Genomic DNA, 25,839 nt, shown 5'->3' on the forward strand with positions numbered 1-25,839 from the left:
TCGCCAAGTCCAAGGGCATTGAATCCGTGGTCTTCGACCGCGGCGGTTACATCTATCACGGTCGCGTTCAGGCTCTCGCTGAGGGAGCTCGTGAAGGCGGACTCAAATTCTAGTGAGGTACACTTTGGAACGCGAAGCTCAAGTTTCTGAATTTGAAGACAAGGTTGTACACATCAACCGTTGCGCTAAGACCGTCAAGGGCGGCCGTCGCATGTCCTTCTCCGCTCTCGTTGTCGTCGGCAACAAGAACGGCAAGGTCGGTGTCGGTCTCGGCAAGGCTAAGGAAGTTTCCGAAGCTATCCGTAAGGGTACCGAAGCTGCCCAGAGAAACATCGTGGAAGTTCAGCTCCTCGATGGCACCATCCCGCACGACATCGAAGTGAAGAGCGGTTCTACCCGCATCCTCCTCATGCCGGCTGCTCCGGGTACTGGTGTTATCGCCGGTGCTGCTGCCCGTGCAGTTCTCGAACTCGCCGGTGTCCGCAACATCCTCACGAAGATTCACGGTTCCTCCAATCCGAGCACTGTCGTCAGCGCTTGCTTGGAAGGCCTGCTTTCTCAGAAGAACAAACAGGACTGCGCCAAGTTGCGTGGTTTTGAAGCCTAAGGAGTAATACCTAATGAAGAAAGTTCGTATTACTTTGATCAAGGGTATCGTCCGTCGCCTTCCGGTGCACCGCGCTAACGTGGCTGCACTCGGCCTCCGCAAGATCGGACAAACTGTTGAACACAATCTGACCCCGTCCATCCAGGGCATGATCAATGCCGTGAAGGACATGGTCAAGGTCGAGGAGATCTAAGATGGAACTCAATACTCTCAATCCTGGCAAGGCTGCCAAGGGCAAGAGCCGCAAGCGCATTGGTCGTGGTCCGGGCTCTGGCTGGGGCACGACTGCCGGTCGTGGTGAAAATGGTGCTGGTGCTCGTAAGAGTGCTAAGGCCGGTCGCGTCGCTTTCGAAGGCGGCCAGATGCCGATTCACCGTCGTATCCCGAAGCGCGGCTTCAAGCACGCTGGTGTTGAATTCCAGATCGTGAACCTGAAGAAGCTCGCCGCTGTTAGCGCTGTTGATTTCGACGCCAAGGTCCTCTTCGACCTCGGCTTCATCAAGAACGTCGAACTGCCGGTCAAGGTCCTCGCTTTTGGTTCTATCGACAAGGCTATCAACGTAAAGGTTAACGCTATCAGCGAAAAGGCAAAGGCTGCCATTGAAGCTGCTGGCGGCAAAGTTGAGATCATCTAATGGAAGCACTCAAGAAAGCCATCGATGCGTTCGTCAATGCGTTTAAGATTCCGGACCTGCGTAAAAAGATCCTTTTTACGCTTGGTCTTTTGATCGTCTATCGTATTGGCGCTCACATCTCCATCCCCGGAGTAAACGCTGCCGTCTTGGCAGAATACTTCAAAAATTCGAATAACCTGTTCGGCCTGTATGACTCGTTTACCGGCGGTGCATTTGCGAAAGCAACTGTATTTGCCCTCGGTATCATGCCGTACATTAGCGCAAGCATCATCCTCCAGTTGATGGGGTCGGTGATTCCCGCCATCCAGATGCTCCAGAAGGAGGGTCAGGAAGGTCGCGCTAAGCTGAATCAGTATACCCGATACTTCACGGTGGTCCTTTCCGCCTTGCAGGGATGGGGCATTTCTATGTGGCTTTCTAACCTCAAGGTGACGACGGCCGCCGGTACGGGCATCTCGGTCCTTTCCGAGAACTTCTCGTCCGGACTCGGTAACATCGGCTTTCGTCTCCTTGCGACGTTAACCTTCACCGTAGGTACGATCTTCTTGATGTACCTTGGCGAGCAGATTACCTCGCACGGTGTGGGTAACGGTATTTCTCTTATCATTTTCGCCGGTATCGTCGGTGGCCTTCCGCGGGCCATCTTGGCCGAATTCGAAATGTTTAATGAAGGCATCCAGCCGCTTGCGATCGAGGTCTTTATCTTGGCGCTCGTGGTTGTCATTGTCGGATTTATCGTTTTCGTCGAGCAGGCGACCCGTCGCATTCCACTCCAAAGTCCTCGCAGGACTGTCGGAAACAAGGTCTTGGGTGGTCAGGCTAGCTATTTGCCTTTCAAGGTGAACACCGCTAACGTGATTCCTGTGATCTTTGCATCTTGCATCATGTTCATTCCGGCCATGGTTGCATCTTGGTTCCCGAACGTATCTGCGATGCAGGCTTTTGCTTCTGCATTTATTCCGGGACACGTCTCCTACAGCGTAGTAGATGCCCTCCTCATCATATTCTTCACCTACTTCTACACGGCAATCCAGTACAACCCGAACGACATTGCCGAAAACCTCAAGAGAAGCGGTGGGTTTATTCCGGGAGTCCGTCCGGGTAAGCAGACAGCAGAATACATTGACCACGTTTTGACCAGAATTTCATTGCCTGGGTCTCTTTACCTCGCTTTAATCAGCGTTGTTCCCCTGCACATGAAAGACGCTCTCAATATGAGTTTCTATATTGGGGGTACCTCGGTCTTGATCGTGGTAGGTGTTGCTCTGGATACTCTTCGTCAGCTCGAAGCCCAGTTGCATACCAAGAATTATGAAGGTTTCTTGAAACGTGGCCGCATTCGCGGCAGGATGGCATCTTAGTGGCTAAAGAAGAAGGTATACAAGTAGAAGGCGTTGTGTTGGAAGCTCTTCCCAACGCTTTCTTCCGTGTTCAACTCGGAAATGGTCACGAGATTCTGGCCCATGTTTCAGGAAAAATGCGCCGGCATTTCATTAGAATCTTGCCGGACGACAAAGTGTTGGTCGAGATTTCCCCGTACGATTTAAATCGCGGGCGAATTACTTACCGTTACAAGTAATAGGTATTACAAAAGAAGGTCAAACCTATGAAAATCAAAGCCTCCATTAAACCCAGATGTGAAAACTGCAAGATCATCCGTCGTAAGGGTGTATTGCGCATCATCTGTTCGAAGAACCCCCGTCACAAGCAGAAGCAGGGATAAGGAGATCGTATGGCACGTATCGCTGGTGTCGATTTACCGAAAAACAAGACTGTTGAATACGGTCTGACGGCAATCTATGGTGTCGGTCTGTTCACCGCTAACAAGGTCTGTGCTCAGTTGGGCATTGACAAGAACAAGAAGTGTGACGACCTGACTGAAGAAGAACAAGGTAAGATTCGTCATCTTTTGGAAGATGAATACTCTGTGGAAGGTCAGCTCCGCGCAGAAGTTACCTTGAACATCAAGCGTTTGCAGGACATTGGCTGCTATCGCGGCATCCGCCACCGCAAGGGCCTCCCGGTCCGCGGTCAGCGTTCCCGCACCAACGCCCGCACACGTAAGGGCCCCAAGAAGACTGTGGCTAACAAGAAGAAGTAAGGAGTATCATCGTGGCTGAAGAAGAAATCAAGGAAACTGCTGCTGCCGCTGCTGAAGCTCCGGCTGCTGCTGAAGAAGTCAAGATCAAGAAGGGCAAGAAGCGCATTGACATCCAGGGTATCGCCTGCGTGTTCGCTTCCTTCAACAATACAATCGTTTCTATCACCGACGCTCGTGGCAACGTTGTCGCTTGGGGTTCTCCGGGTAACTCCGGTTTCAAGGGCTCCCGCAAGAGCACGCCGTTTGCAGCCCAGCTCGCCGCTGAAACCGCTGCCCACAAGGCATTCGATCTCGGCATGCGCAAGGTGGACGTTCGCGTTAAGGGTGCTGGTGGCGGCCGTGAATCTGCCGTCCGCGCTCTCAAGAATGCGGGCCTCGAAGTTCTCTCTATTCGAGACGTGACGGGCATTCCGCACAATGGTTGCCGTCCTAAAAAGAAGAGAAGAATTTAATCCAAAGAGGTATCGCCAATGATGTGGAAATCACTTCAGATGCCGCGCAGCTTCCAGAAAGTGGAAACCGGCGAAGATGGCCGCTACGCCAAGTTTGTCGTAGAAGCCTTGGAACGTGGCTGGGGTATCACCCTCGGTAACGCTCTCCGTCGCGTACTCCTCTCCTCTCTGCAGGGTGCGGCTATTGTCTCCGTGAAAATCGAAGGCGTTGACAAGGAATTTTCGACGATTCCGGGTGTTAAGGAAGATGTCACTGACATTATCCTCAACCTCAAGAGCATCCGTGTAAAGCTCCTGTCTGATCATGATGAAACCCTTCACCTGGACATGTCCGGTGATGGCGAAGTCACGGCCAAGGACTTTATGGACAATCCAAATGTCACTATCCTGACTCCGGATGTTCACATTGCGACATTGAACGGCAATGCTTCTTTGTCGATGGACGTGAAGATCTCCTGCGGTCGTGGTTATGTTGTTGCCGACGAACTTAAGGACAAGGACGCTCCGATTGGCGTTATCGCCATGGACGCGAACTTCAACCCGGTTCAGAAAGTCGCAATGCACATCAGCGATACCCGCGTTGGTCAGAAGACGGACTACAACCGTCTGGAACTTGAAATTACAACAGACGGTTCCATTGACCCGGAAGACGCTCTTGCATACGCTGCAAAGCTTCTTGTGGATCACTTGGAAATCTTCATCAACTTCGAAGGCGATCTCGAATCTCCTGAAGAACTCGAAATGGATGAAGAACGTCAGCGTATCGCTAACCTCCTCCGTATGCGCGTGGACGATCTGGAACTTTCCGTTCGCTCCAGCAACTGCCTCCGTATGGCAAACATCCATACCATTGGCGAGCTTGTTCGCAACAAGGAAAACGATATGCTCAAATACAAGAACTTCGGTAGGAAGTCCTTGGTTGAACTTAACGAGGTGTTGACGTCGATGGGCCTTTCTTTTGGCATGGACGTCGATGATTACTTGAAGGATTAAACATGAGACACGGTGTAAAAAACAAGAAACTGGGTGTTAACGCCCAACACAAGCGTGCCATCCTCCGCGCCCTCACGACTTCTATTCTCGAGAAGGGCATGGAAACGGATCAGAACAAGCGCTATGTGCGTACCACTCTCCACAAGGCTAAGCTTGTGCGCAGCTGTGTAGAACGCATGATTACCTACGCAAAGAAGGGTGACCTTTCTGCACGTCGTGAAGCAGCTCGCTTCGTGATGGACCCGAAGGTTCTCCAGGATTTGTTCAACACGATCGGTCCGCGTTATGCTAACCGCAACGGCGGTTACACTCGCGTACTGAAGCTCGGCCCGAACCGTGCCGGCGACGCTGCTGAAATGGCTCTTATCGGTCTCGTCGAAGACGAAATCGTTGCTAAGGCTAAGAAGGCTGCTGAACCTGCCAAGGCTGACGCTGCTGTTGACATGGTCGAAGGCGAAGGCAAGTCCGCTAACTAAGATCAAAAACGGTCAACCGCTTTTAAAAAGGGACATGGTTTTTATACCATGTTCCTTTTTTTTGTATTCATAGCCATTGACCAATGGCTAATGACCAATAACTAGTGACTAGGTTCTAACTCTTCATTTTATTTTTTGTATAATTAGGAAACTTGTTGTCCTTTTACTCAACAGTGGATGAGTTTGTAATATGCGATCTTTTATTGTCTGCATCCTCTTGATGTGTGCGTGTGTCTTTGCTTCGGAATCCATGTTTGGCAGTTCGGGCAATGGCAAAAATGTCATGTTCGATGACGGTCCTTCTATGCGCGGTGCCGCATCGCTTTCGCCGGCGTTTGCAGAAATGGCGGTCGATTCCAATTACGTGCTCGGTCCGGGTGACTTTTTGGACTTGATGCTCGAGGACAAGTATCTCTCTGTCCAGATTTACCCGGACGGAAGGGTGACTGTTGAAGAATGCGGTTCTGTTGACGTGGGCGGAAAGACCTTTGCCGAAGCTCAGAGACTCATTCTGGACCTGGTTTCTAAGCGCTACAAGCGCGAGTTCTGCTTCGTGCAGCTTGCAGCCCTTAAAAGGTTCCGTGTGAATGTTATGGGCGCTGTAGCTGCTGTTGGACAGCATGTCGTCGATCCCCAGAACAGGCTTACCTTCTTTATCCGCACTATTGGCGGGCTCTTGCCGAATGCGAACAAGGAAGATATCCAGATTATTCGCGGCAAGGATACGATCCATGTGAACTACAATAACATGACGACAAACGGTAATTTTGACGATGACATTATGCTCGAGCAGGGCGACAAGATCTTTGTTCCTTTTATCCCGATGGGTGATAATGTTACCTTGGTTTTCCCCGGATACAGGACCAGTGTCGCTTACCGTTCCGATAGGACGCTCCAGGATTACTTCGACCTTGCGGGTGCAAATAGAATGCATAACTATGGCTACAAGGCCGTGTGTGTGCGCGAACCGGACAAGGAACCCCGCTGGATTACTCTTAACGAAATGAGCAGTACGACGGTTGAACCCAATACCGAAGTTGAATTCTTCATCAAGGAATTGTTTGTGTACCTGGGCGGTGCCGTGAATTTCCTCGGGCGCTATGCTTACAATCCGACATGGCATGCTATCGATTATATTTCGTCGGGCGGCATGAATACGATAACGGGCAACTGGGGACAGGTTAAGGTCTGGCGTGGTGAAAAGCCGAAGGCTATTTCCATCAACGTGGCTACAGATCCGATTTTGCCGGGCGATGTTATTGAAATTCCGAAGAGCCATTACGAGTCGTTCAAGGACTTTACCTTGTTCATGGCGTCACTCTTAAGTGTGGTTTCGTCTGCGTTCATCATTTACGTCAATTACAAGTAGTTTATGGAAAAGCAAGAATCTACAGGTTTTATCGAGTTTTGCCTTCGAGTCGTCAATAGCGACCTGAAGCATTTCAAGTTTTTTTCTTGGTTTGTGACGATCCCGACCATAGTCGCTTTTGTCTTGGTCATGTGGGTTATTGAGCCTAGGTACGCAGCGACTGCGGTTGTTACTCCGCCGGCATCGACGCAGCCCATGTCGGGGGCGCTCAGCGGCCTGATTGGCGGAACTGGAATGAGTTCCCTTCTCGGGATTTCTATGGATAACGAGGATGCGAATGTTGTATGGACCATCCTCAATTCCTGGGAACTGCACGACAAGGTTATTGAGCAGTTCAACCTCGCAAAGCACTACAAGTTCAAGGGCAAGTTCCATGCGGACTTGCTGAAGGAGTTCCGCAAGAATTTCGGCTTGAACTACAACAAGGAAGACATGTTCTTCCTCTATTACAGGGATACGGACCCGAAGCGCGCTGTGCAGGTTATAGAGTTCATGCTTGAAAAAGCGGATTCTGCATTTAACTCGTTTAAGACGAATCAGGCTCGCCAGTCCAGAGAGTATTTCCAGACGCGCTTGGATTCCTGCGAACATGTTCTGGATTCTGTGCTGAATTCGTTTGTCGACTTCCAGGTGAAGAACAATGTCTATGAACCCTCGGTACAGCTTGGGGCGACGATTAAGTATTTGAGCGAGTTGCAGGCCATGCGCGAAGAAATGGGCATGGAAATGGACTTTGAAAAGCTCGACCGCGGCGAGAATAGCAGGCGCTACCAGGAACTCCAGAAGCGTGTCAAGGGAATGAACGTTGCGCTTGGCAGTGCGCTCAAGGGCAAGCATAGCAACATTGGCATGATTGAACTTAAGAAGACTCCGGAACTTTATGCGGAGTACCTGAGGCGCGAGTCTGAGATCCGTATCCAGGAAACTTTGTACAAGCTGCTCCGCCAGCAGAGCGAACAGATGCGCCTGGAAGAAGCCAAGATGCTCAAGAACCTCCATGTGCTTGAACCGCCTTGGGAAAACGACAAGAAGATCTACCCGCTCAGGGCTGTCACCTTGATCTTCGTATTCCTGGTGGCCTGCATTATTGCAACGATTATTTGCAACTTGCTCGACTATCTGGAAATCGAATCTAAGCGCGGGACTTCTGTATCCCGTGAATGGAACTCTTTTAGGGCTTACTTCCAAAAGAAAAAGGTCTAGTTTGTGTTTGCATGGGTGAGTGAATATCCGGTCAGTTCCGCCCTTTTTCTGGTAGTCATTTTTTGCCTATTTCAGTCATGGTGGTTCAAGAAGGATTTCTTTAGCCCGTTAAACGTCTACTGCTTTACGCAGTGCATTACGCTTGCCATTTCGTATTTCCAGATCGATAGGGCAATGACGGATTTTCATTTGTACACATGGGGTGTATGGCTGTTTGGCATGCTTTCGTTTGCTGGAGGCTGTATTGTAGCTAGGCTCTATGCGAAGTCAAAGGCGATTCCGGTTCAGGTGCATCCTGCGGTGTGTGCAAATCAATATAACTGGACGTACCACTTGCTTTTGTCCTTTGCGGTGTTCCTTGTCTTTCTGGTTGGCGTCTATGGGCTTTACCAGAAGGTCGGGGACCTCATCATATTTACGCAGAATCCGGCAAAGTGGATGACGAAGTATGTGGATTACGGTTACTATTCGCTGCTGTTTAATAGCGGGCCGCTGTGCGTACTCCTTTTTGGCGTTGCGTCTTTCAAGAAGTTCAACAATGTTGCATGGGTGCGTCATGTTTCGTTTGTGATGGTGTTTGTGACGATTGTTGTAAATCTGCTGGCATACCCGAATAGGACCTCGCTGTTTTTTAATGTCGGCTTTTTCCTGATCTTTATAAATTATTTGTACAAACGAATATCGCCAATAATAATTGCATCCCTGCTTGTCTTTGCAATCATAGCGTTTATTTCGATAGGCAGCATTCGCGACCAGTACGGCGGCGGTTCAGTCGAGGGAAAGGCTTTGGATGTGGTTGTTGAACTGCCTTACAAGTACTTGGCGAACAATTACTGGAACTTGGACTATGTGCTGAATCCGATGAACGATCAGGAAATACATCCGCATACCTATGGGATCGATTTCTTTAGTGGCTTATTTGAATATGCAAAGTTGACGACCTCGTTCAGGAACAGCTTCCGCTGGGACAATGCCTTTAACGATAGAATCCAGAAGGTTCAGGGCTTTAACACGGTGAACTACCTCTGGGATGTCTATAAGGATTTCCATTTGTTTGGTGTTATGCTCTTGCCGTTCCTGTGTGGGCTTGGCCTGACGGTACTGCATTTGCGTTTATGCAGACCTTTTACTCCGCGCCAGATCCTGATGTACACTTACTTCATCTACTTTGTCGGATGGTGGTTCTTTACGTCGGGATACAAGCAGGGAATCTATTGCATCTGGGGCATGGTTATTTTTGTCGTCTCAACAATTTGTACAGAACAGCGGTGTGTGCAGGATGACAAATCGGAAAAAGCCAGCCTAGCGGAGCCTGTGGTTCTTGATAAAGTAAACAAGCAGGAAGAGGCTCAGGCATAGGTCTCCGGTGAGGGTAAGCGCCGGAATGTAGTCGGCTTTTAGAATCCTTGCGCCGCCAATGCATACCGCGATATTGATGATGCCGCCGATGGTAATCATTGCGCCATAGAGCCAGGTGCGCTTTTCCTTGAGAAGTGTTGAAATCATTCCCATGCGGGTTGCCTGCAATATCAGGGAGCATGCTAAAATGCGAAGGCAGAAGCAGCTTGTGTCCAGTGCCTCGCTTGTCCAGGGGGCTGCAAAGAAGATGATGCGGAGCGTGTACTGCGGCAGTAGCCAGAAGGGTGTCGTTGCGCCAATGATGAATAGGGTGAAAACGGCCTGATCGCGCAGGCTAAGGACGCGGCTGTCGGTCTGGTGCAGCGTGATAAGGCTTGACGAGATGAAGTGCACCATGAGTCCTGAGGCGAGAATGACAAGCTTGTGTGAAAAGCTGTACGCCCCTAAAAATTCTGGTGTTGCAAAGTGCGCGACGGTGTAAAGGCCGGCGGGCAGGTAGGCGAAGCTTGCTATGCTCGAAATAGCGTAGGGGCATGATGACTTGAACATCAGCTTGAAGAACTGGAACGTGTGAACGCCGATGCTGAAAATTTTTAAGGTGAACGCCTGACCAACGCCGAAGCCGAAAGCGGGGAGGGCTGCAATGACCATCGAAAGGGCTATTGCCGGGAGGGAATCTACTTTGAAGCACCAGAGCGCAATACCCATGATGGTGGTGTAGGAGAGCGTGTGGAGAACCTTTGAAATCAAAAGCTTTTTCCAGAAGTTCCCGCAGATGAAATACCAGTCGAAATAGGAGTGCTGGAAGAGGAGTCCGAGCACAAGCACCAGTTCGGCCTCGAAAACGGCGCTCCCTCTACGTACGGTAAAGGCGAATATGACCATCGCAAGAGCGGTTATGGCGGTCATAAAGAGCCTGAGCTGGAGCACGTTGATGAACAGCCTGCCTTGGGTTGCGCGTTTGCCGAAATAGGCGAGAATGAGTGTTGCCATGCCGAAGTCGGCGAGTGCACTGAAAATGGTGAAGTCGCTTTGCAGGATTCCGAATGATCCGAACTTTACGATTCCGAGGTTATTGGCGATGAGATTTTGGACAATAACCGAAACTCCCTGGATGAGGATGTTGACCAGGGATATAAAAACACCGATTTTAATGTTCTTTAGTGCTTGCAATGTGCCATAAAATAGATGTTTATGTTCCTTATGTCTTTAAGATTTTGTATCTTTGGTCTTGAAATCGCGAGAGTGGCGGAATTGGCAGACGCGCCAGACTTAGGATCTGGTACTTCGGTGTGTGGGTTCGACTCCCACCCCTCGCAGTTCTTTTTTTTATCACCTTTTTAACAACCGTTTATCGGAGTAAATATGTCCGCTGAAATCAAAGAAACAAGCGCCACCGTGCGCACCCTTGAAATTTCGATCCCGCAGGGTGATCTCAAGGCACCGTTCGAAAAGAAGCTTTCCCAGTACAAGAAGCAGGTTGCCTTGAAGGGCTTCCGCCAGGGTCAAGTTCCGAAGTCCATGATCCTGAAGCAGTTTGGACCCTCCATCCGTCACGAAGCGGTTGATGAAGTCGTGAACACGATTGTTCAGGATTCTCTTAAGAAGGCTAACATCATTCCGGTTGGCAAGATGGTTGTGAAGGAATTCAACGACGACGAAAAGAACGACATCACACTGAAGGTCGAAGTCGAAGTTGATCCGGAAATCGATATCAAGGGCTACGCTGACACGGGCATCACCGTTCCGGCTACCGCCGTCCACGAAGAAGAAGTCCAGGCCGAATTCGACCGCCTCATGCAGATGTGGAGCAAGGACGAACACGTTGACCGCGAAGCCAAGAAGGGCGACGTTGTCGTTGGCGACTATATCGAAGTTGTTATTGATGGTGAAAAGCAGGAACTCCCGGAAAACAAGGAATTCCGCTCTCTCCTCGGCGAATCCGCTTCTCCGGGATTCGATGAAGGCCTCATGGGTTCTAAGGCCGGCGATAAGAAGGAAATCAACTTCAAGTATCCGGATGACCACAAGGACGAACGCTACCGTGGCAAGACTGCCCAGTTCAATGTCGAAATCAAGGACGTCCGTGAAATCGTTCCGCCGACTTTGGACGAAGAATTCTGCAAGCAGATTGGCGTGAAGGACGAAGCTGACCTGAGAAACAACCTCGCCGAAAGCCTCGCTGCCCAGAAGAAGGACGCTGCCAAGAACAAGTCCATCAACGAAGCTATCGACAAGCTCATCGAAGCTAACCCGTTCGAAGTGCCGAAGGCTCGTATCTACGACCTCATCAAGTGGACCTTGAACCGCAATGCCCAGAGCGAAAAGGACGTTGTCGAACCGACCGAAGAACAGATAAACGAACTCTCCGGTGAAGCAACCCGCGAAATCAAGAAGCACCGCATCCTCGAATTCGTTGCCACGAAGGAAAAGATCAAGCCGACTCAGGCCGCCGTTGATGAACGCCTCCAGCAGATGGCCGCTGCTTACCACGTGGAATTCGAAAACTTGAAGAACCACTTCCGCCAGTCTGGCCGCATCAACCAGCTGCGCGACGAACTTCGCTTCCAGATGGCTGCTGACTTCATCGTCGGTATCCGCCCGGCTGCAGAAGAAACAAAGTAATAAGAGGAATAAATGATCATCCCTACCGTCATTGAAACTACCGGGCGCGGCGAACGCGCTTACGATATCTATTCCAGACTCCTCAAGGAACGTATCATTTTTTTGGGCACTCCGATTAACGACGAAGTGGCAAACAACGTCATGGCCCAGCTGATTTTCCTTGAATACGAGAATCCGGAAAAGGATATCACGCTGTATATCAACAGCCCGGGTGGTTACGTGTCGGCAGGGCTTGCCATTTATGATACCATGCAGCACGTACGCCCGAATATCGCTACGATCTGCATTGGTAGTTGTGCTTCGATGGCCGCCGTGCTCCTTGCTGCAGGTACGAAGGGCAAGCGCTATGCGCTCCCGCATTCCCGCATCATGTTGCACCAGCCGTCGGGTGCCGCTACTGGACAATCTACAGATATTCAGATTACCGCCAAGGAAATTATCCGCACGAAGGATACCCTTACCGAAATTGTCGCAAAGCATACCGGAAAGCCGGTCGACGAAGTCCGCGAAAAGACGGACCGCGACTTTTACATGAGCCCGGAAGAAGCAAAGGCCTTTGGCGTCATCGATGAAATTTTTGTGCCGCGTAAAGAGGGTATTTAATGTATCGTAGTGGCAAGAACCACCCGGCTGTAAGTTGCAGTTTTTGCGGAAAGCCGGCAGAACAAGTCGAAAAGATGATCACCGGTGCCGGTGCGTATATTTGCAGTGATTGCATACGCATGTGCAGCCGCATTCTTGAAGAAGACTTGGCTCGTACGAAACAGGAACAGGAAGCGAAGGAAATTTCTTCGAAGCCGCTCCCGCTCCCGACCGAAATCAAGGCACACTTGGACGATTTTGTCATTGGACAGGACCGTGCAAAGATGGCGCTTTCTGTGGCCGTTTACAACCATTACAAGCGACTCCGCTACAAGCAGACGCACAAGTCCAAGGACGATGTCGATGTCGAAAAGTCGAACTTGCTCCTGGTAGGTCCGACCGGTTCGGGTAAGACGCTCTTGGCGCAGACGATGGCCCGTTTTTTGGACGTGCCGTTCACGATTGCCGATGCGACAGTCTTGACTGAAGCCGGTTACGTGGGCGAAGACGTCGATAGCATTATCGTGCGCTTGTTGCAGGCTGCCGATTACGATGTGGCGAAGGCTGAACGCGGCATTATCTTTATCGACGAAATTGACAAGATTGCAAGGAAGACTGCGAACCCTTCCATCACGCGCGACGTGAGCGGTGAAGGTGTGCAGCAGGGCCTCCTGAAGCTCTTGGAAGGTACGGTTGCGTCCGTTCCGCCGAAGGGTGGCCGTAAGCATCCGGAACAGCCGCTTGTGCAGGTGAATACGAGAAACATCCTGTTCATTTGCGGTGGCGCCTTTGAAACGCTCGACAAGATTATCTCCCAGCGTGTGAACCAAGGTGGTATGGGCTTTGGTGCCGATATCCACACGGCAAGCGAAAACAGCTTGAGCGAACTCTTCAAGCAGCTCGAGCCGGAAGACTTGATCAAGTTCGGCCTCATCCCGGAAATTGTCGGACGTTTGCCGATTGCCGTTGCTCTCGAAGAACTTGATGAAACGGCTCTCCTCAACATCTTGACGAAACCGAAGAACGCTCTCGTGAAGCAGTACAAGAGCTTGTTTGCAATGGACAACATCAAGCTCGAATTCGATGACGAGGCTCTCAAGGAAATTGTTCGCGAGACGATGACCCGCAAGACGGGCGCCCGTGGCCTCCGTTCCGTGATGGAACGCGTACTGCAGCAGGCGATGTTCAAGATGCCAGGCTCTGGCGAAAAGAAGTTCACCGTGACTGTCGAAATGGTGAAGGACGGCCTCAAGCACAATAAGAAAAAGTCTTAGTTGCTGCTGGGAGCCGCGAACTCCTGAACGTAGCGACTTCACGAATGCAAATTTTAGCAGTTGCCGAAAAACGGTGACTGCTTTTTTGTTCCCTCACCTTTCAAAATACTATCTTTGTAGTATATGGCTTTTGACTTTAATAAAACGTATCCGTTGCTCCCTCTGAGGGACGCTGTTGTATTTCCGCTGACGACTAGACGCATTTTGGTGGGCCGCGAGATGTCTCTCCGTGCCCTGGAATTTGCCGAGAATCATAACAACGAAATTATCCTGGTTGCACAGAAGAATGTGGAACAGGAAACGCTCGACAACCCGATGCTCGACCTTTACTCGGTCGGCGTGGTTGCCCGCGTGGCGAATGTGACGCCGTTCCCGAATGGTTGCGTGAAGGTCGTGCTGGAAGGCGATTCCATCGTGGATCTCCGCTCGATTGCCTTGCGCGACGGATTTTTGCAGGTGACGGTTTCGCCGAGGGAACATTTTATCAAGGCCGAAGACAAGAGCGAAAAGTTTGAAGACGTGCTGAACATGTTCCGCGAATATGCCATGCACAGGAACATTGCCGATGGCATGGTCGAAGCGCTCTTTACGATGGATAGCCACATCAACGCGTTTTACGGGATGATCCCGTTCCTCTCGATTTCGCTTTCCGAGAAGCAGGCGCTTTTGGAACTCGAAACGATTGACGCCCTTGCGGAGCGTCTGATTAGCCTGATGCAGGTGGCGCAGGAAAATGAGAACGTGATGATCCGCGTTCAGCAGAACGTGCGCCAGAAGATGGCTCAACAGCAGAAGGAATGGTTTATCTCGGAGCAGATTCGCCAGTTGCAGGATGAACTGGATGGCGAAAATGGCGGTGCATCAGAACCGGACCAGTTGCTCAAGAAAATCAAGGCCAAGAAGTTTAGCCAGGCGATTGAAGAAAAGCTCGAAGAAGAAATCGGTCGCATGCGCATGATGCAGCCGACCTCCCCGGAATACGCGGTGAGCCGCAATTACGTGGACTGGTTCCTCTCGCTTCCGTATGGTGTTTACACTGATACCGTTTTGAACATGAAGAAGGTGAAGGCGGAACTCGATTCCAAGCACTTTGGCCTCGACAAGGTCAAGGAACGCATCATGGAATACGTGGCCGTGCTGAAGCTTACCGGTACGGAACGTCGCGCCCCGATCCTTTGCCTTGTGGGCCCTCCGGGCGTTGGCAAGACGACTCTCGTGGAATCGATTGCAACGGCCATGCAGCGTAACTTTGTCCGCATTACGCTTGGTGGTGTGCGTGACGAAGCTGAAATCCGTGGTCACCGCCGCACCTACATTGGTGCAATGCCTGGCCGATTCATTCACGCGCTTCGCCGTGCAAAGTGCATGAATCCGGTGATTTTGCTCGATGAAATCGACAAGATGGCAAGCGACTTTAGAGGCGACCCTGCAAGCGCCATGCTTGAAGTTTTGGACCCGGAACAGAATCACGACTTTACCGACCACTTCATGGAAGTGGGTCTTGACTTGAGCCGTGTGCTCTTTATTGCGACGGCAAACAGCGAAGGCGAAATCCCGGAAGCTCTGCGCGACCGTATGGAAGTGGTGCGCTTGCCGGGCTACTATCCGCACGAAAAGTTGCAGATTGCGGGCAAGTATCTGCTCCCGCGCATTTGTGAACGCACGGGCGTGAAGCTTGGCGAACAGGTGAGCTTCAGCGACGAGATGATTAATGCCGTGATGCGCGGCTGGACCCGCGAAGCGGGCGTCCGTGAACTCGAACGCGTGCTTGAAAGCGCGGTGCGCCATCGTGCAAAAGACATCGTGATGGGCAAGAAGATCAAGCCGGAAGTCACGGCGAAGGTGCTTCAGGATTACCTCGGTGCTCCGAGATTCTTGGACAACCAGCTGCCGGAATCGGGCCGCCCGGGCGTTGTGACGGGTCTTGCCTGGACAAGTGTCGGTGGTGAAATCTTGCCTATCGAATGCATGCTCTTGAGTGGCAAGGGTCAGCTGATTTTGACGGGTAAGCTTGGCGATGTGATGAAGGAATCGGCTCAGATTGCCGTTTCGCTTGTTCGTGAACGCTTGCAGCGCTTTGGTATTGATCCTGCGATTGTGCGTAAGACGGACATTCACATTCACGTGCCGGAAGGTGCCGTGCCGAAGGATGGACCTTCTGCAGGTATTGCGCTTACGCTCTGCCTCTTGAGTGCGTTTACGAAGCAGCCGATTTCGCCGGACATCGCGTTTACGGGTGAAGTGAGCCTTACGGGTGCCTGCCTCCCGATTGGCGGTCTGAACGAAAAGGCGCTTGCTGCACTTGCCGCAGGCGTGAAGACGCTCCACTTGCCGGAAGGCAACAAGAAGGATGTGGCTGAACTCCCGGAACCGGCAAAGAAAGGCCTCAAGATTTACCCGCACAAGCACATCGACGAAATCGTGAAGATTTTGTTCAAAATGCCGAAGGCGGCGGGACAGACGAAAGACGAGAGACGAGAGACGAAAGTGGAAAAGCCTGCAAAATCCGTTTCGAAAAAGTCTTCGAAAAAAGCGTAATTACAATCACTTCCTACCGTCTACTTCTAACAGTCTACTAAAACTATGGAATTCACACTTGATGAAATGCGCGAGCACCTTGCAGCTCTCGAAGCAAGGATTGGCGAGGCTTGCAAGATTGCAGGCCGCAGCCGTGATTCGGTTAAGCTTGTGTGGGTGAGCAAGTTCCACCCGGCAGAAGCTGTGGAAAATGCGATTGCTTTGGGCGCGACGGACTTTGGCGAAAACCGCGTACAAGAAGCGGAACTCAAGTTCTCTGAACCGCGCACAGCAAAGGACGGAAGCCGCGTACGTTGCCATGTGATTGGTCCTGTGCAAAGTAACAAGCTCAAGAAGGCGGCTCTCGTGGCCGACTGCATCCATTCCATTGCAAGTATCGAAGCGGTGGAAAAGCTCGAAAAGGTTTGTGCGGCGGCTGCAAATGGTCAGGGCAAGGTTCTCGATATTTTGTTCCAGGTGAACGCTGGCGAAGAAGAAACGAAGAGCGGCTTGGATGTTCACGAAGCTGAAGCGTTCCTTGAAGATTTGGAAAAACGCGCGGGCGCAGCAGTCGATGGCAAGAGCGAAAACTTCCCGCATTTGCGTTTCCGCGGTCTCATGACGATTGGCAAGAACACAGGCGTTCCTGAAGATAGCCGCGAATGCTTTGCGTTCTTGCGAGGTTTGCGCGACAAGTTCTTGGCGCGTGGTGGTGCCTTTGCTGCGTTCGATCAGCTTTCGATGGGCATGACGCTTGATTTGGAAGTCGCGATTGAAGAAGGCTCTACGATGATTCGCGTAGGGACGGCGCTCTTTGGCGAACGCGATTACAGTAAGCAGTTATAGACCGTTCGCGCTAAAGTTAAAATTAAAATGTAATATGTGCTCACTCTCGCAACCGTTCTTGATTGATATCAAGAACTTGTTGCTCACAAACGATCCTGTGTAATGCAGGTCGTCATTCTGAGGACAGAAAGTCCGAAGAATCCAGTTATTTTTTTATCGCAATTTCCATGCTGGTGTGCATTTGTGCGACCTTGTCGCCGAGCACGTTGTGCAGAATCTCGTAGGCCCCGCAAGGGGCTTTTCTTTTAGAAATTGAACGCGAGGGCGATGCCGCCTTGCTCGGTCGGGATGATTCCCATGCTGAATGAGCCGTTGCCTATGATGTCACCCTTGTAATTGTTGTAAATCTCCACCGCTTTATCTTTTTTAGAGTTGCCGATGCGTTCGACGATTAATGCGGCAACGATGATTACTCCACCAGCAAGTATTTTTATTTTATAGCTGTTGGGCGCTCGATAGCCGGAACCTTCTGCAATTCCATAGCCTAATAGGAATCCACCACCGAATGCCACTCCCCACGAAATATATCTCATCGTATTTCCTGTGTTCCATTTGCTGATGGCTTCTGGAACATTGGCAAGTTCTCTTTCGAAAATATCGCTATCGACCTCTTGACCGTCAATGGTATAATCGGTTGTAAAAAAGCCTCTATCCATGGTTAGCGTGTGTTTTGGGGCCTGTGCAAAGGAAAGAGTGGCGGCGCAGAGGACTAATAAAACTGCGAAAAGATTTTTCATTTATAATACCTTGTTGAAAGACAATCTATATTAAATGATAAATTAGAATAAATAAAAGAATGGATTAGCCTTTTCCTGGAATAATCAATCTGTTTTCGCAGTTTCCGAGACTACACTTCAATTTCCATGCCGGTGTGCATTTGTTCGACCTTGTCGCCGAGCACGTTGTGCAAAATCTCGTAGGCGCGTTGCCCCGTGCAATGGCCCGTGTAGATTTTTTGGACGTTCAATTCGCGGAGGCGTTCGGCAAATGCTTTTACGCGGTCATCGGGCGTACGGAAAAGGTGGAAGCCGCCGAGGATGGCGTAGATTTGCTTGCCGGGGAATGTCGCTTCGATTTCCTTGATGATGTTGTCTGCGCCGCCGTGGCTACAGCTGTTCATGATGAAAAGGCCTTTTGGCGTATCGAAGACTAGACTTTGTTCGTGGTCGAAACTGTCGTAGCGGTACTTGCCGTTTTCCTTGACGCTCATGTGGGCGCGTTTGCCGATTTCGTCGAGGTTTGGAGTCTTGTGGCCGACGAGCGTGACTCCCGGGAAAATTTCGCAGTCGCCTTTTGCAAATACGATGCGGTCAGCGTTACGCTTGAGCGTTCCTTTGCGGATGCCGATGTATTCTTGGTACGTGAAGAACTTTAAGAATTTGTGCGTGTGGTAGCAGTTTTCGCGGGCAGCGTCGCGCAAGTAAAATTTGGCGTGGTTATTCTTGTTGAAGAATTCCTGCATGCCGTCGGCGTGATCGTAATGCGCATGGCTCAAGACGCCTGCATCGATTTTGGAAATGTCGATACCCATGAGTGCGGCATTCTTGGCGAAATGTGCGGAGGCTCCCGTGTCGAGCAGAATGCGCTTGCCGTTGAATTCAGTGTAGACGCAAAGCCCCCATTCACCCTTTAATTGCTTTTCGGAACCGCTGATGTTGTCGATGAGGATTTTAATAATCATGGGATAAGGGGATTCCCGCTCGGAGGCGGGAATGACAAATGACTAGTTGACGCCTTTAAACGCTTTGTAGAAATTCAAGAACTGTTCGGGGCTGAGTTCTTCGGCGCGGATGGTCGTGGGCCAGTCCAAAAGTTCAATCGTCACCTGGATTTTCTTCTTGTCGTAATTACGTCCGAAGGAATTTGCGAGTGTCTTTCGCTTTTGCGTGAATGCGGTACGGACAAAGTCGAAGAATCCGTCGGGCGCCTGGAGGGCGTCTTCGCGCGGAGTCAAAAGCATCGTGGCGCTATCGACATTTGGCCTTGGCGTAAAGTGTTCCGGCCCGATCTTGCGCAAAATCTGCGTGTTTGCAAATGCTGACACGAGCACGGAAAGGCTTCCGTAATTGCTGGAGCAGGGTTCGGCGCAAATTCGTTCGGCAACTTCGAGCTGCACCATTCCCATAAAGCCTTTGGTCAAGTGCAAACGCGGCATAAGCCCTGCGATAATGGCTGTACTTACGTTGTATGGCAAGTTGCCGGTGACCCAAGGCTTTGCGTGTGCGTCCAGAAATGCCTGCAAGTCAAACTTCAAAAAGTCGATGTTTACAATGTTGAAGTTCTTGTAGCCCTTGAATTTTTCGTTCAGGACTTCGACGCATTGCTCGTCGATTTCTACGGCGGTGAGTTCCAGCCCGCGATTGAGCAAGTGCTCCGTAAGAGCGCCGTGACCCGGCCCAATTTCAAGAACGAATTCGCCAGCTTCGGCGGGCAAGTCGCCTGCGATGGCGGTGGCGGTTTCAACATCGAGAAAGTTCTGTCCAAATTTGCGACGGCGTGCTCTATCCATGACGGGGAATATAGAAAATGGCGTTGAATCATGTGTGTGGTTCGCTACATCAAAAGTTTCTAAATTGGAATCAATGTTCTCGAGAATAATCACATTTTGTTTTTTGGTGTGCAGCCTAGCTTTTGCCGATGGTCTTTCTTTTGCACTTTCTCCATCGCAAAATGCACTTGCCGAACAGATTACGCAAAAGACGATGGAACTCGACTATGTCGAAGCGTTCAATTTGGCGCGTAAGCTCCGCCTTGAAAACGATGGTGTGGGTTGCCTTTTTCAAGGCATCATTCGTGTAAGTCTGTACGATGACAAGGGAGATACGGCCTCGATAAAAGCGGCTGCCAAGAATCTGGAATCTTGTAAGACTGAAGGGCTTTGGGACGCTCTCCGCAATTATGAAATCGGGTATATCCTTCTGGAAACTGGTCATGCCATCAAGGGCGCGTTGCAAACGCGTTCGGCTGCGAAGTTGTTCAAAGAATCCCCGGATCTGGAGGCGAAAGCATTTTATGCTGTTTATGCTTACTTTATAGACAATAGCTTAGTTTGGCTTCCGTTTAAATCGGATAACCGCGAAACATATCTTCAAATGCTCGATGAGGCGTCTCTCAAGTCGAAACGTTTTTGGCCGCTGTTCTTGACACCGCTCATTTGGATATACTTCGATCGCAAGGATTTTCAAAAGGGCTTGGAACTTGCTGAACTCGGGCTTAAAAAGGCCCCGAATCATCCGATTATGTTCCAAATCAAGGCGGACATGCTCTATAGACTCAAACGCTATGACGAAGCCGCCGCTGCCTACGAGAAAAGTGCCGCCGATTATCTCGCTCGCACCGGAAAATCCATACGCTACTGGTGCTCGGTATTGAACCTTATCCGCATTTACCATGATGCTGGCAATGAGACCAAGGCTAGTGAACAACGTAACAAACTCAAGGACGCTGAATATAAAAAGCTTGAAAAGTGGATGCCCAGTTGGATTGTGGACGATCTCAAGGACCGCAAGTTGATTTAATCCCCCTGGGTAAAACGCTAAGTCATACAATTATGGGAAGAACGCCTCTAGGCTTCTCCCAGCTTTTTCTATCTTATTTTCTGTAGAACAATTGGCGGCTTTAGAGACTTTTTTACTGTCTACTTCCTACCGCCTACTAAACAGAGGTTTAATATGTCCGTTGCAATGCAAGATGTGATGAAACAGTCCGGGGTGGCGTTTGGTACGAGCGGTGCCCGCGGTCTCGTGAGCGCTATGACCGACCGAGTGTGCTATGTGTATGCTCGTTCCTTTATCAAGTACTGCGAAGCGTCTTACAAGTGCGAACATACGATTGCGATTGCGGGTGACTTGCGTCCGAGTACGGAACGCATTTTGAAGTCGCTCGTGCAGGCTGGCGCCGATGCGAACTGGAAGGTGATCTACTGCGGCCGCATCCCGAGTCCGGCGATTGCAATGTACGGCATCGACAAGCATTTGCCGACCATCATGGTGACGGGTAGCCACATCCCGGCAGACCGCAACGGCATCAAGTTTAACCATCCGAATGGCGAAATCACGAAGGCCGACGAACAGGGAATCGTGTCGCAGTCGGTGGATTTTGACGAAACGCTTTTTGACGACAAGGGCATGCTGAAGGCTGCACCGGAACTCCCGGCGGTCGAAGCGGAAGCCGAAGCAAATTACTGCAAGCGTTACCCGGACTTTTTCGGTAGCGATGCTTTGCACGGACTCACGATTGGCGTTTACCAACATTCCGCTGTGGGCCGCGATATCGTGGTGAAGGTTCTCGAAAGCTTGGGTGCGACGGTCAAGCCGTTTGGCCGTAGTGATGTGTTTGTGCCGGTCGATACGGAAGCCATCCGCAAGGAAGACGAAGAACTCGCCCGCGAATTTACGCACAAGGATTACGTGGACGCCGTGTTCAGCACGGATGGCGATTCGGACCGCCCGCTTTTGGCTGATGACGTGGGCATGTGGCTTCGCGGCGATGTGCTTGGCATTTTGGCCGCGCAGTCTCTTGGCATTAAGCGCATTGCGACTCCGGTGAGCTGCAATACTTCGCTCGAAAAGTCCGGCAGTTTCGAAAAGATTTGCCGCACCCGCATTGGAAGCCCGTATGTAATTGCCGGCATGGAAAGCCTGGTCGATGCAAACGACAAGAGCCTCACGGTTGCGGGTTACGAAGCAAATGGTGGATTCTTGCTCGAGACGGATTTGACGCTCGATGGCCGTACGCTTAAGGCACTCCCGACACGTGATGCGCTCCTCCCGATGATTGCCGTGATGGTGATGGTCCGCAAGGAACGCATGTGCGTTGTAGATTTGCTCCGCAAGTTGCCCAAGCGCTTTACCGTGAGTGACCGCCTCAAGGAATTTCCGACCGAAAAGTCGAAGTCGAAGCTCGCTGAAATTCGCGAAAAGAATCTCGGCGAAAAGCTGTTCGGCGCTCTCGCCGCAAAGCCCTCCAAGTTTGCAAAGGACAAGACGTTCCAGGGCAAGATCGTTTCCTTGAACGAGGTCGATGGCTACCGCATGGAATTTGATTCTGGCGACATCATCCATTTGCGCCCGAGTGGCAATGCTCCGGAATTCCGCTGCTACGTGGAAACGGAAGGCAAGGAACGCAGTGCAGAACTCCTCGCCGAATGCCTTAAGATTATGGAAGGCTGGCGTGTTTAGATGAAAGAACGGCTCTGCGAGCCTGTAGACGAGAGACGAAAGGTGATAGTGGCGCTTCGCGCATATATTGTTTGAAAATCTCTCGTCTCTCGTCTTTACTCTCTCGTCTTTTTTGTATCTTATTAATCGTATGTTCAAAAAGTTTCTTTCGTTTGCACTGACTGTTGGTTCCCTTGCGTTTGCTGGGGAGTATTGGCATTTGGATCCGGGCGGTGTGACGATGAAGTTCCTTTCGATGCGGGTCTCGCCGCGTACGGCTGCGCTTTCGGGGGCAGGCGTTGCTGATCCTGGCCGCGTGTCCGAAATCTCGCGCAATCCGCTTGCGATGAGTGTTGCAGACGAGGCTGAATTTGGGCTCAGCCAGATGATTTTTGGCAAGGGCGGTGCCGATAACTTTGTCTCGGCATACTATGGCCTCCCGGTTGGCGACAAGTACACGGTTGGGTTTGCTGTTGACTTTTTGGGTTACGACAACATTGAAGGCCGTGACGAGAATGGCCTCAAGACTTCGGAATATGGCTCTTATGCCTGGTCGCTTTTGGCGGGTTTCGGCAGCCGTTCCAAGATTTTCAACTGGGCAGCCTCGGCACGTTTTGCAACGCAGACGATTGACGACGAGACTGGCTTTTTGTTCTCGGTGGATGCCGGCGGCTCTTTCCGCGTGAATCAGTATTTTGCATTCGGTGCAAACTTCACGAATCTCGGTTTTGCAAGCAAGTATGAATCCGAGAAAGAGGCTGCTCCGCTTGCGCTCCAGGCGGGCGTGACGGGATTCATCCCGATTCTCGATCGCTGGATGATACATTTGTCTGTAGATGCGTATCGCCGTGCCGATACGAAGGCGCAACTTTTGATCGGTGGCGAAGTGGTCTATTACGACATGCTTTCGTTCCGCATGGGCTATGCTATCCGCCCGGATACCGAAGATGCCATCAGCGGCGGTCTCGGTGTCACCTTTGGCAGGGTCGTATTTGACTACGCTTACAGCCCGCGTCCGGCATTTGAGGGTGGCAATCATTACATTGCTATCGGCGTGAAGTTCTAGTTCGGTAAGTTCAAGCCTCAATCGGACGATTCATTTTTTCGCACGAGTTCCATTCGCGGAACTCGTGCTTTTTTATCTGGTAATATAAACTGCCGCGACTGATATTTAGGGACTTGGCGGCTTTGCTTTTATTGCCTTCGTTTTCGGTCAGGGCTTTTTGGATAAATGACCAATTGGGTGCCGGGATATGTATTGCATTGTATGTGTAACGTTCGCTGATATCGCTTGCTCCTTTCTGGGAAAATTCCTCGGATAAAATTTCTTCAAGTGAAATATCGTGCTGCATCAAGAGTGCGTAACGTTGGAGGACGTTTTTCAGCTGGCGGATGTTTCCGGGCCAGTTGAATTTGGACAAAGTATTGAAATCCCTTTGGCGTAGAGAAAACCGCTCGGCGTAAGTCTTTTCTGTAATTTCGTTCCAGACGTCTTTTACGATGTCGTCAAAATCCTCACGTGTGCGGAGCGGTGGTATGACGATGGGAAATCCGTTCAGCCTGAAGAACAGGTCCTTGCGAAAGTGGCCGTCTTGGATTTCATTTTGCAAGTTGCGGTTTGTCGCGCAGACAAGTCGAAAGTCGACAGGTTCGCTTTGGGTTGCTCCCAGTGGAAGGACGGAGTGTTCCTGCAAGATGCGTAAAAGTTTGCTTTGCAGGTCGAATGGCATTTCTCCAATTTCGTCCAGAAAGAGAGTACCTCCATTGGCTGCGCGTACGATGCCTTGCTGATCGCAGGATGCTCCGGTGAAAGATCCTTTTTTGGCGCCTTCCAGGAGGCTTTCAGCTAGATTTTTTGCGATGGCGCCGCAATTGAGCGCGATGAATGGCCCGTTGTTTCGTGGGCTGTGCTCGTGTATGAATCTGGCGGCGATTTCCTTGCCGACTCCCGATTCCCCCTGTAGTAGCACGGGTATGTTCGATTTCGCGGCAATAAGCATCAGTTTTTCGTGTTTCTTCATAGACCCTCCGTTATATAAACACGCTTTTTTTCGCTGTTTTGACCTGTAAATTTTTGTTAATCTATCAGCCGTGCACCATTGACATTGCTCTAGCCATTTTCTAATTTTTCGCGCGCGGCGGTAAAGTGCCGCTGCTACATTGCACAAAAACCAAGTGGCTGGCCAGATGGGTAGGCTTGGGCACGACAATCGTGAGGAAAGCGGTTGCGCTCGAAGCTGAGAGGTTTGGTGGCCCAAAGGAACAAAATGTCTAGAATCGTATGTAAGTTCGGTGGCTCCTCTGTCGCCGACGCAGGTCAGTTCAAGAAAATCAAGGCTATTGTCGAAAGCGACAAGAACCGCAAAGTCATCGTCGTTTCTGCTCCGGGCAAGCGTAACCCGAAAGAAACCAAACTGACCGACCTCCTCTACAGCACCTATGATCTCGCCTCCAAGGGCCTCGATTTCTCCACGCCGTGGAACCTCATCCGCCAGCGCTATGATGAAATCTGCAAGGACCTCGGTCTTGAAGACAAGCTTACCGAAGACCTCGACAGTCTCGAAGACAAGCTCAAGAACCATCCGGAATCCGTGAGCACGGACTTCCTCGTGAGCCGTGGCGAATTCCTCTGCGCACGCCTCATGGCAAAGTATCTCGGTGCAAACTTCGTCGATAGCTACCCGCTCATCACTTTCGATGACAAGTACCGCATCGCTCCGAAGACCTACGAAGAAATTGCAAAGGCTCTCGGCGACGAAAATCAGTTGTATGTGTTGCCGGGCTTCTATGGCTCTAACCTCCGTGGCGAAGTGAAGACCTTCAGCCGTGGCGGTTCCGACATCACTGGCGCTATCCTTGCTAACGGCATTGACGCTGCCAAGTACGAAAACTGGACCGACGTTTCGGGCATGCTCATGGCTGACCCGCGCATCGTCGAAAGCCCGCTCCCGATCGAATACGTGAGCTACCGCGAAATCCGCGAACTCGCTTATTCCGGTGCTAGTGTGCTCCACGATGAATCCATCGCTCCGTGCCGCGCCAAGAAGATTCCTATCAACATCCGCAACACGAACCGCCCGGAAGACGCCGGCACCATCATTGGCCCGACCCCGGAAAGCGCAAAGCTCCCGATTACGGGTGTTGCAGGCCGCAAGGGCTTCTCGATGATCTACATCGAAAAGTCCATGATGAACAAGGAAGTTGGCTTTGGCCGCCGTGTGCTCGCCGTGCTCGAAAGCGAAGGACTCTCTTACGAACTCTGCCCGAGTGCAATTGACTCCATGAGCATTGTCGTGGATTCCAAGGCTCTCGACGCCGTGCAGGACGTTGTCCTCGAAGACATCACGCAGCAGATGCGTCCGGACCGTATCAAGATTTTCCCGGGCATCGCTCTTATCGCTACCGTGGGTCACGGCATGACGAACAAGATCGGTGTTGCTGCAAAGCTCTTTACGGCTCTCGCAGAAAACAAGGTGAACGTCCGCATTATCGACCAGGGTTCTTCCCAGATCAACATCATCACTGGTGTTGACGAAGCCGATACTGAAAAGGCTATCAAGGCCATCTACGCCGCCTTCGTGAAGTAATTGCGATTGTCATCAACGAGATGCCGCGAGGCTTCGCGTCGAAGGAACTAGAAA

General features: G+C 51.0%; 28 protein-coding genes and 1 tRNA gene. 24 read left to right on the forward strand and 5 right to left on the reverse strand.

Going from position 1 to position 25,839, the window contains the following annotated elements; genetic code table 11:
- The 14 genes from ACJMM9_RS01515 to ACJMM9_RS01580 all read left to right on the forward strand — a co-directional run.
- A partial coding sequence (locus ACJMM9_RS01515; RefSeq protein WP_405323222.1) for a 50S ribosomal protein L18 occupies positions 1-113 on the forward strand: 113 nt, incomplete at its 5' end.
- Positions 114-124: 11 nt separating this feature from the next.
- A complete protein-coding gene (rpsE, locus tag ACJMM9_RS01520; RefSeq protein ID WP_015732010.1) occupies positions 125-607 on the forward strand; it encodes a 30S ribosomal protein S5 in 483 nt (160 codons plus the stop codon).
- Positions 608-620: 13 nt separating this feature from the next.
- Positions 621-800, forward strand: coding sequence for a 50S ribosomal protein L30 (gene rpmD, locus ACJMM9_RS01525; protein ID WP_014546101.1), 180 nt, complete (start codon positions 621-623; stop codon positions 798-800).
- A 1-nt stretch (position 801) separates the two neighbouring features.
- The gene (rplO, locus tag ACJMM9_RS01530; RefSeq protein ID WP_405323173.1) at positions 802-1,242 is read left to right on the forward strand and encodes a 50S ribosomal protein L15; all 441 of its coding nucleotides are present in this window, start codon (positions 802-804) and stop codon (positions 1,240-1,242) included.
- Positions 1,242-2,603 (forward strand): preprotein translocase subunit SecY, encoded by a 1,362-nt coding sequence (secY, locus tag ACJMM9_RS01535; RefSeq protein WP_088641425.1) that lies wholly within the window; start codon positions 1,242-1,244, stop codon positions 2,601-2,603. The genes rplO and secY overlap by 1 nt, the downstream gene beginning before the upstream one ends.
- The gene (infA, locus tag ACJMM9_RS01540) at positions 2,603-2,821 is read left to right on the forward strand and encodes a translation initiation factor IF-1 (protein WP_014546098.1); all 219 of its coding nucleotides are present in this window, start codon (positions 2,603-2,605) and stop codon (positions 2,819-2,821) included. The genes secY and infA overlap by 1 nt, the downstream gene beginning before the upstream one ends.
- A gap of 27 nt (positions 2,822-2,848) precedes the next feature.
- Positions 2,849-2,965 carry a 50S ribosomal protein L36 gene (rpmJ, locus tag ACJMM9_RS01545; protein ID WP_014546097.1) on the forward strand — a complete coding sequence of 39 codons (117 nt, stop codon included), beginning with the start codon at positions 2,849-2,851 and terminating at the stop codon, positions 2,963-2,965.
- Positions 2,966-2,974: 9 nt separating this feature from the next.
- Positions 2,975-3,343 carry a 30S ribosomal protein S13 gene (rpsM, locus tag ACJMM9_RS01550; protein ID WP_014546096.1) on the forward strand — a complete coding sequence of 123 codons (369 nt, stop codon included), beginning with the start codon at positions 2,975-2,977 and terminating at the stop codon, positions 3,341-3,343.
- A 26-nt stretch (positions 3,344-3,369) separates the two neighbouring features.
- Positions 3,370-3,795: a 30S ribosomal protein S11 gene (gene rpsK / locus ACJMM9_RS01555; RefSeq protein WP_049858437.1), complete on the forward strand. Its 426-nt coding sequence runs from the start codon at positions 3,370-3,372 to the stop codon at positions 3,793-3,795.
- Positions 3,796-3,813: 18 nt separating this feature from the next.
- Complete coding sequence (locus ACJMM9_RS01560; RefSeq protein WP_015732009.1) at positions 3,814-4,788, forward strand: DNA-directed RNA polymerase subunit alpha; 975 nt, start codon at positions 3,814-3,816, stop codon at positions 4,786-4,788.
- Positions 4,789-4,790: 2 nt separating this feature from the next.
- The gene (gene rplQ / locus ACJMM9_RS01565; RefSeq protein ID WP_015732008.1) at positions 4,791-5,264 is read left to right on the forward strand and encodes a 50S ribosomal protein L17; all 474 of its coding nucleotides are present in this window, start codon (positions 4,791-4,793) and stop codon (positions 5,262-5,264) included.
- 190 nt (positions 5,265-5,454) lie between these two features.
- Positions 5,455-6,633 carry a polysaccharide biosynthesis/export family protein gene (locus ACJMM9_RS01570; RefSeq protein WP_405323178.1) on the forward strand — a complete coding sequence of 393 codons (1,179 nt, stop codon included), beginning with the start codon at positions 5,455-5,457 and terminating at the stop codon, positions 6,631-6,633.
- A gap of 3 nt (positions 6,634-6,636) precedes the next feature.
- A complete protein-coding gene (locus ACJMM9_RS01575) occupies positions 6,637-7,836 on the forward strand; it encodes a lipopolysaccharide biosynthesis protein (RefSeq protein ID WP_405323180.1) in 1,200 nt (399 codons plus the stop codon).
- A gap of 15 nt (positions 7,837-7,851) precedes the next feature.
- Entirely contained in the window at positions 7,852-9,195 is a 1,344-nt protein-coding gene (locus tag ACJMM9_RS01580; RefSeq protein WP_405323181.1) for an O-antigen polymerase, read from the forward strand.
- Here ACJMM9_RS01580 and ACJMM9_RS01585 read toward each other — a convergent pair.
- Positions 9,139-10,368: an oligosaccharide flippase family protein gene (locus ACJMM9_RS01585; RefSeq protein WP_405323183.1), complete on the reverse strand. Its 1,230-nt coding sequence runs from the start codon at positions 10,366-10,368 to the stop codon at positions 9,139-9,141. The two genes, ACJMM9_RS01580 and ACJMM9_RS01585, sit on opposite strands and share 57 nt — an antisense overlap.
- A 66-nt stretch (positions 10,369-10,434) precedes the next feature.
- Here ACJMM9_RS01585 and ACJMM9_RS01590 point away from each other — a divergent pair.
- From ACJMM9_RS01590 to ACJMM9_RS01615, 6 genes are all read left to right on the forward strand, one after another.
- Positions 10,435-10,514, forward strand: a tRNA-Leu gene (locus ACJMM9_RS01590).
- 46 nt (positions 10,515-10,560) lie between these two features.
- The gene (gene tig, locus ACJMM9_RS01595) at positions 10,561-11,820 is read left to right on the forward strand and encodes a trigger factor (protein ID WP_405323185.1); all 1,260 of its coding nucleotides are present in this window, start codon (positions 10,561-10,563) and stop codon (positions 11,818-11,820) included.
- A 12-nt stretch (positions 11,821-11,832) separates the two neighbouring features.
- Positions 11,833-12,423 (forward strand): ATP-dependent Clp protease proteolytic subunit, encoded by a 591-nt coding sequence (locus tag ACJMM9_RS01600; protein WP_014546088.1) that lies wholly within the window; start codon positions 11,833-11,835, stop codon positions 12,421-12,423.
- Positions 12,423-13,676, forward strand: coding sequence for an ATP-dependent Clp protease ATP-binding subunit ClpX (clpX, locus tag ACJMM9_RS01605; RefSeq protein ID WP_405323187.1), 1,254 nt, complete (start codon positions 12,423-12,425; stop codon positions 13,674-13,676). The genes ACJMM9_RS01600 and clpX overlap by 1 nt, the downstream gene beginning before the upstream one ends.
- A gap of 123 nt (positions 13,677-13,799) precedes the next feature.
- Positions 13,800-16,214: an endopeptidase La gene (gene lon, locus ACJMM9_RS01610; protein ID WP_405323189.1), complete on the forward strand. Its 2,415-nt coding sequence runs from the start codon at positions 13,800-13,802 to the stop codon at positions 16,212-16,214.
- 45 nt (positions 16,215-16,259) lie between these two features.
- A complete protein-coding gene (locus ACJMM9_RS01615; RefSeq protein ID WP_405323192.1) occupies positions 16,260-17,039 on the forward strand; it encodes a YggS family pyridoxal phosphate-dependent enzyme in 780 nt (259 codons plus the stop codon).
- Between the two features lie 245 nt (positions 17,040-17,284).
- On the opposite strand, the gene ACJMM9_RS01620 is transcribed toward ACJMM9_RS01615, so the two are convergent.
- The 3 genes from ACJMM9_RS01620 to rsmA all read right to left on the reverse strand — a co-directional run bounded on the left by ACJMM9_RS01620 (position 17,285) and on the right by rsmA (position 19,548).
- A complete protein-coding gene (locus tag ACJMM9_RS01620) occupies positions 17,285-17,776 on the reverse strand; it encodes a hypothetical protein (RefSeq protein ID WP_405323194.1) in 492 nt (163 codons plus the stop codon).
- Between the two features lie 110 nt (positions 17,777-17,886).
- Entirely contained in the window at positions 17,887-18,720 is an 834-nt protein-coding gene (locus ACJMM9_RS01625; protein ID WP_405323196.1) for an MBL fold metallo-hydrolase, read from the reverse strand.
- 42 nt (positions 18,721-18,762) lie between these two features.
- Positions 18,763-19,548 carry a 16S rRNA (adenine(1518)-N(6)/adenine(1519)-N(6))-dimethyltransferase RsmA gene (gene rsmA, locus ACJMM9_RS01630; protein ID WP_405323198.1) on the reverse strand — a complete coding sequence of 262 codons (786 nt, stop codon included), beginning with the start codon at positions 19,546-19,548 and terminating at the stop codon, positions 18,763-18,765.
- A gap of 73 nt (positions 19,549-19,621) precedes the next feature.
- Here rsmA and ACJMM9_RS01635 point away from each other — a divergent pair, with 73 nt between their 5' ends.
- The 3 genes from ACJMM9_RS01635 (at position 19,622) to ACJMM9_RS01645 (ending at position 23,264) form a co-directional block, all read left to right on the forward strand.
- Positions 19,622-20,557, forward strand: a complete 936-nt coding sequence (locus ACJMM9_RS01635; protein ID WP_405323200.1) for a hypothetical protein — start codon at positions 19,622-19,624, stop codon at positions 20,555-20,557.
- Between the two features lie 153 nt (positions 20,558-20,710).
- Positions 20,711-22,219, forward strand: coding sequence for a phosphomannomutase (locus ACJMM9_RS01640; protein ID WP_405323202.1), 1,509 nt, complete (start codon positions 20,711-20,713; stop codon positions 22,217-22,219).
- A gap of 130 nt (positions 22,220-22,349) precedes the next feature.
- Positions 22,350-23,264: a hypothetical protein gene (locus tag ACJMM9_RS01645; protein ID WP_405323204.1), complete on the forward strand. Its 915-nt coding sequence runs from the start codon at positions 22,350-22,352 to the stop codon at positions 23,262-23,264.
- Between the two features lie 10 nt (positions 23,265-23,274).
- On the opposite strand, the gene ACJMM9_RS01650 is transcribed toward ACJMM9_RS01645, so the two are convergent.
- The gene (locus ACJMM9_RS01650) at positions 23,275-24,219 is read right to left on the reverse strand and encodes a sigma 54-interacting transcriptional regulator (RefSeq protein ID WP_405323207.1); all 945 of its coding nucleotides are present in this window, start codon (positions 24,217-24,219) and stop codon (positions 23,275-23,277) included.
- Positions 24,220-24,465: 246 nt separating this feature from the next.
- On the opposite strand from ACJMM9_RS01650, the gene ACJMM9_RS01655 reads away from it, so the two are divergent.
- A complete protein-coding gene (locus ACJMM9_RS01655; protein ID WP_088630034.1) occupies positions 24,466-25,785 on the forward strand; it encodes an aspartate kinase in 1,320 nt (439 codons plus the stop codon).
- Positions 25,786-25,839: the final 54 nt, after the last annotated feature.

This window comes from Fibrobacter sp., assembly GCF_045112255.1.
In the GTDB taxonomy this organism is placed as follows: Bacteria; Fibrobacterota; Fibrobacteria; order Fibrobacterales; family Fibrobacteraceae; genus Fibrobacter.

Excerpts from the sequence above, each read along its gene's own strand:
- ACJMM9_RS01570 (WP_405323178.1), top strand. The coding sequence starts at position 5,455 with ATGCGATCTTTTATTGTCTGCATCCTCTTGATGTGTGCGTGTGTCTTT.
- ACJMM9_RS01615 (WP_405323192.1), top strand. The coding sequence starts at position 16,260 with ATGGAATTCACACTTGATGAAATGCGCGAGCACCTTGCAGCTCTCGAA.
- ACJMM9_RS01575 (WP_405323180.1), top strand. The coding sequence starts at position 6,637 with ATGGAAAAGCAAGAATCTACAGGTTTTATCGAGTTTTGCCTTCGAGTC.
- rpmD (WP_014546101.1), top strand. The coding sequence starts at position 621 with ATGAAGAAAGTTCGTATTACTTTGATCAAGGGTATCGTCCGTCGCCTT.
- lon (WP_405323189.1), top strand. The coding sequence starts at position 13,800 with ATGGCTTTTGACTTTAATAAAACGTATCCGTTGCTCCCTCTGAGGGAC.
- ACJMM9_RS01635 (WP_405323200.1), top strand. The coding sequence starts at position 19,622 with ATGTTCTCGAGAATAATCACATTTTGTTTTTTGGTGTGCAGCCTAGCT.
- ACJMM9_RS01625 (WP_405323196.1), bottom strand. The coding sequence starts at position 18,720 with ATGATTATTAAAATCCTCATCGACAACATCAGCGGTTCCGAAAAGCAA.
- clpX (WP_405323187.1), top strand. The coding sequence starts at position 12,423 with ATGTATCGTAGTGGCAAGAACCACCCGGCTGTAAGTTGCAGTTTTTGC.
- rpsM (WP_014546096.1), top strand. The coding sequence starts at position 2,975 with ATGGCACGTATCGCTGGTGTCGATTTACCGAAAAACAAGACTGTTGAA.
- ACJMM9_RS01620 (WP_405323194.1), bottom strand. The coding sequence starts at position 17,776 with ATGAAAAATCTTTTCGCAGTTTTATTAGTCCTCTGCGCCGCCACTCTT.
- rpmJ (WP_014546097.1), top strand. The coding sequence starts at position 2,849 with ATGAAAATCAAAGCCTCCATTAAACCCAGATGTGAAAACTGCAAGATC.
- rsmA (WP_405323198.1), bottom strand. The coding sequence starts at position 19,548 with ATGGATAGAGCACGCCGTCGCAAATTTGGACAGAACTTTCTCGATGTT.
- ACJMM9_RS01560 (WP_015732009.1), top strand. The coding sequence starts at position 3,814 with ATGATGTGGAAATCACTTCAGATGCCGCGCAGCTTCCAGAAAGTGGAA.
- ACJMM9_RS01640 (WP_405323202.1), top strand. The coding sequence starts at position 20,711 with ATGTCCGTTGCAATGCAAGATGTGATGAAACAGTCCGGGGTGGCGTTT.
- secY (WP_088641425.1), top strand. The coding sequence starts at position 1,242 with ATGGAAGCACTCAAGAAAGCCATCGATGCGTTCGTCAATGCGTTTAAG.
- ACJMM9_RS01600 (WP_014546088.1), top strand. The coding sequence starts at position 11,833 with ATGATCATCCCTACCGTCATTGAAACTACCGGGCGCGGCGAACGCGCT.
- ACJMM9_RS01655 (WP_088630034.1), top strand. The coding sequence starts at position 24,466 with ATGTCTAGAATCGTATGTAAGTTCGGTGGCTCCTCTGTCGCCGACGCA.
- ACJMM9_RS01650 (WP_405323207.1), bottom strand. The coding sequence starts at position 24,219 with ATGAAGAAACACGAAAAACTGATGCTTATTGCCGCGAAATCGAACATA.
- rplQ (WP_015732008.1), top strand. The coding sequence starts at position 4,791 with ATGAGACACGGTGTAAAAAACAAGAAACTGGGTGTTAACGCCCAACAC.
- tig (WP_405323185.1), top strand. The coding sequence starts at position 10,561 with ATGTCCGCTGAAATCAAAGAAACAAGCGCCACCGTGCGCACCCTTGAA.
- ACJMM9_RS01645 (WP_405323204.1), top strand. The coding sequence starts at position 22,350 with ATGTTCAAAAAGTTTCTTTCGTTTGCACTGACTGTTGGTTCCCTTGCG.
- rplO (WP_405323173.1), top strand. The coding sequence starts at position 802 with ATGGAACTCAATACTCTCAATCCTGGCAAGGCTGCCAAGGGCAAGAGC.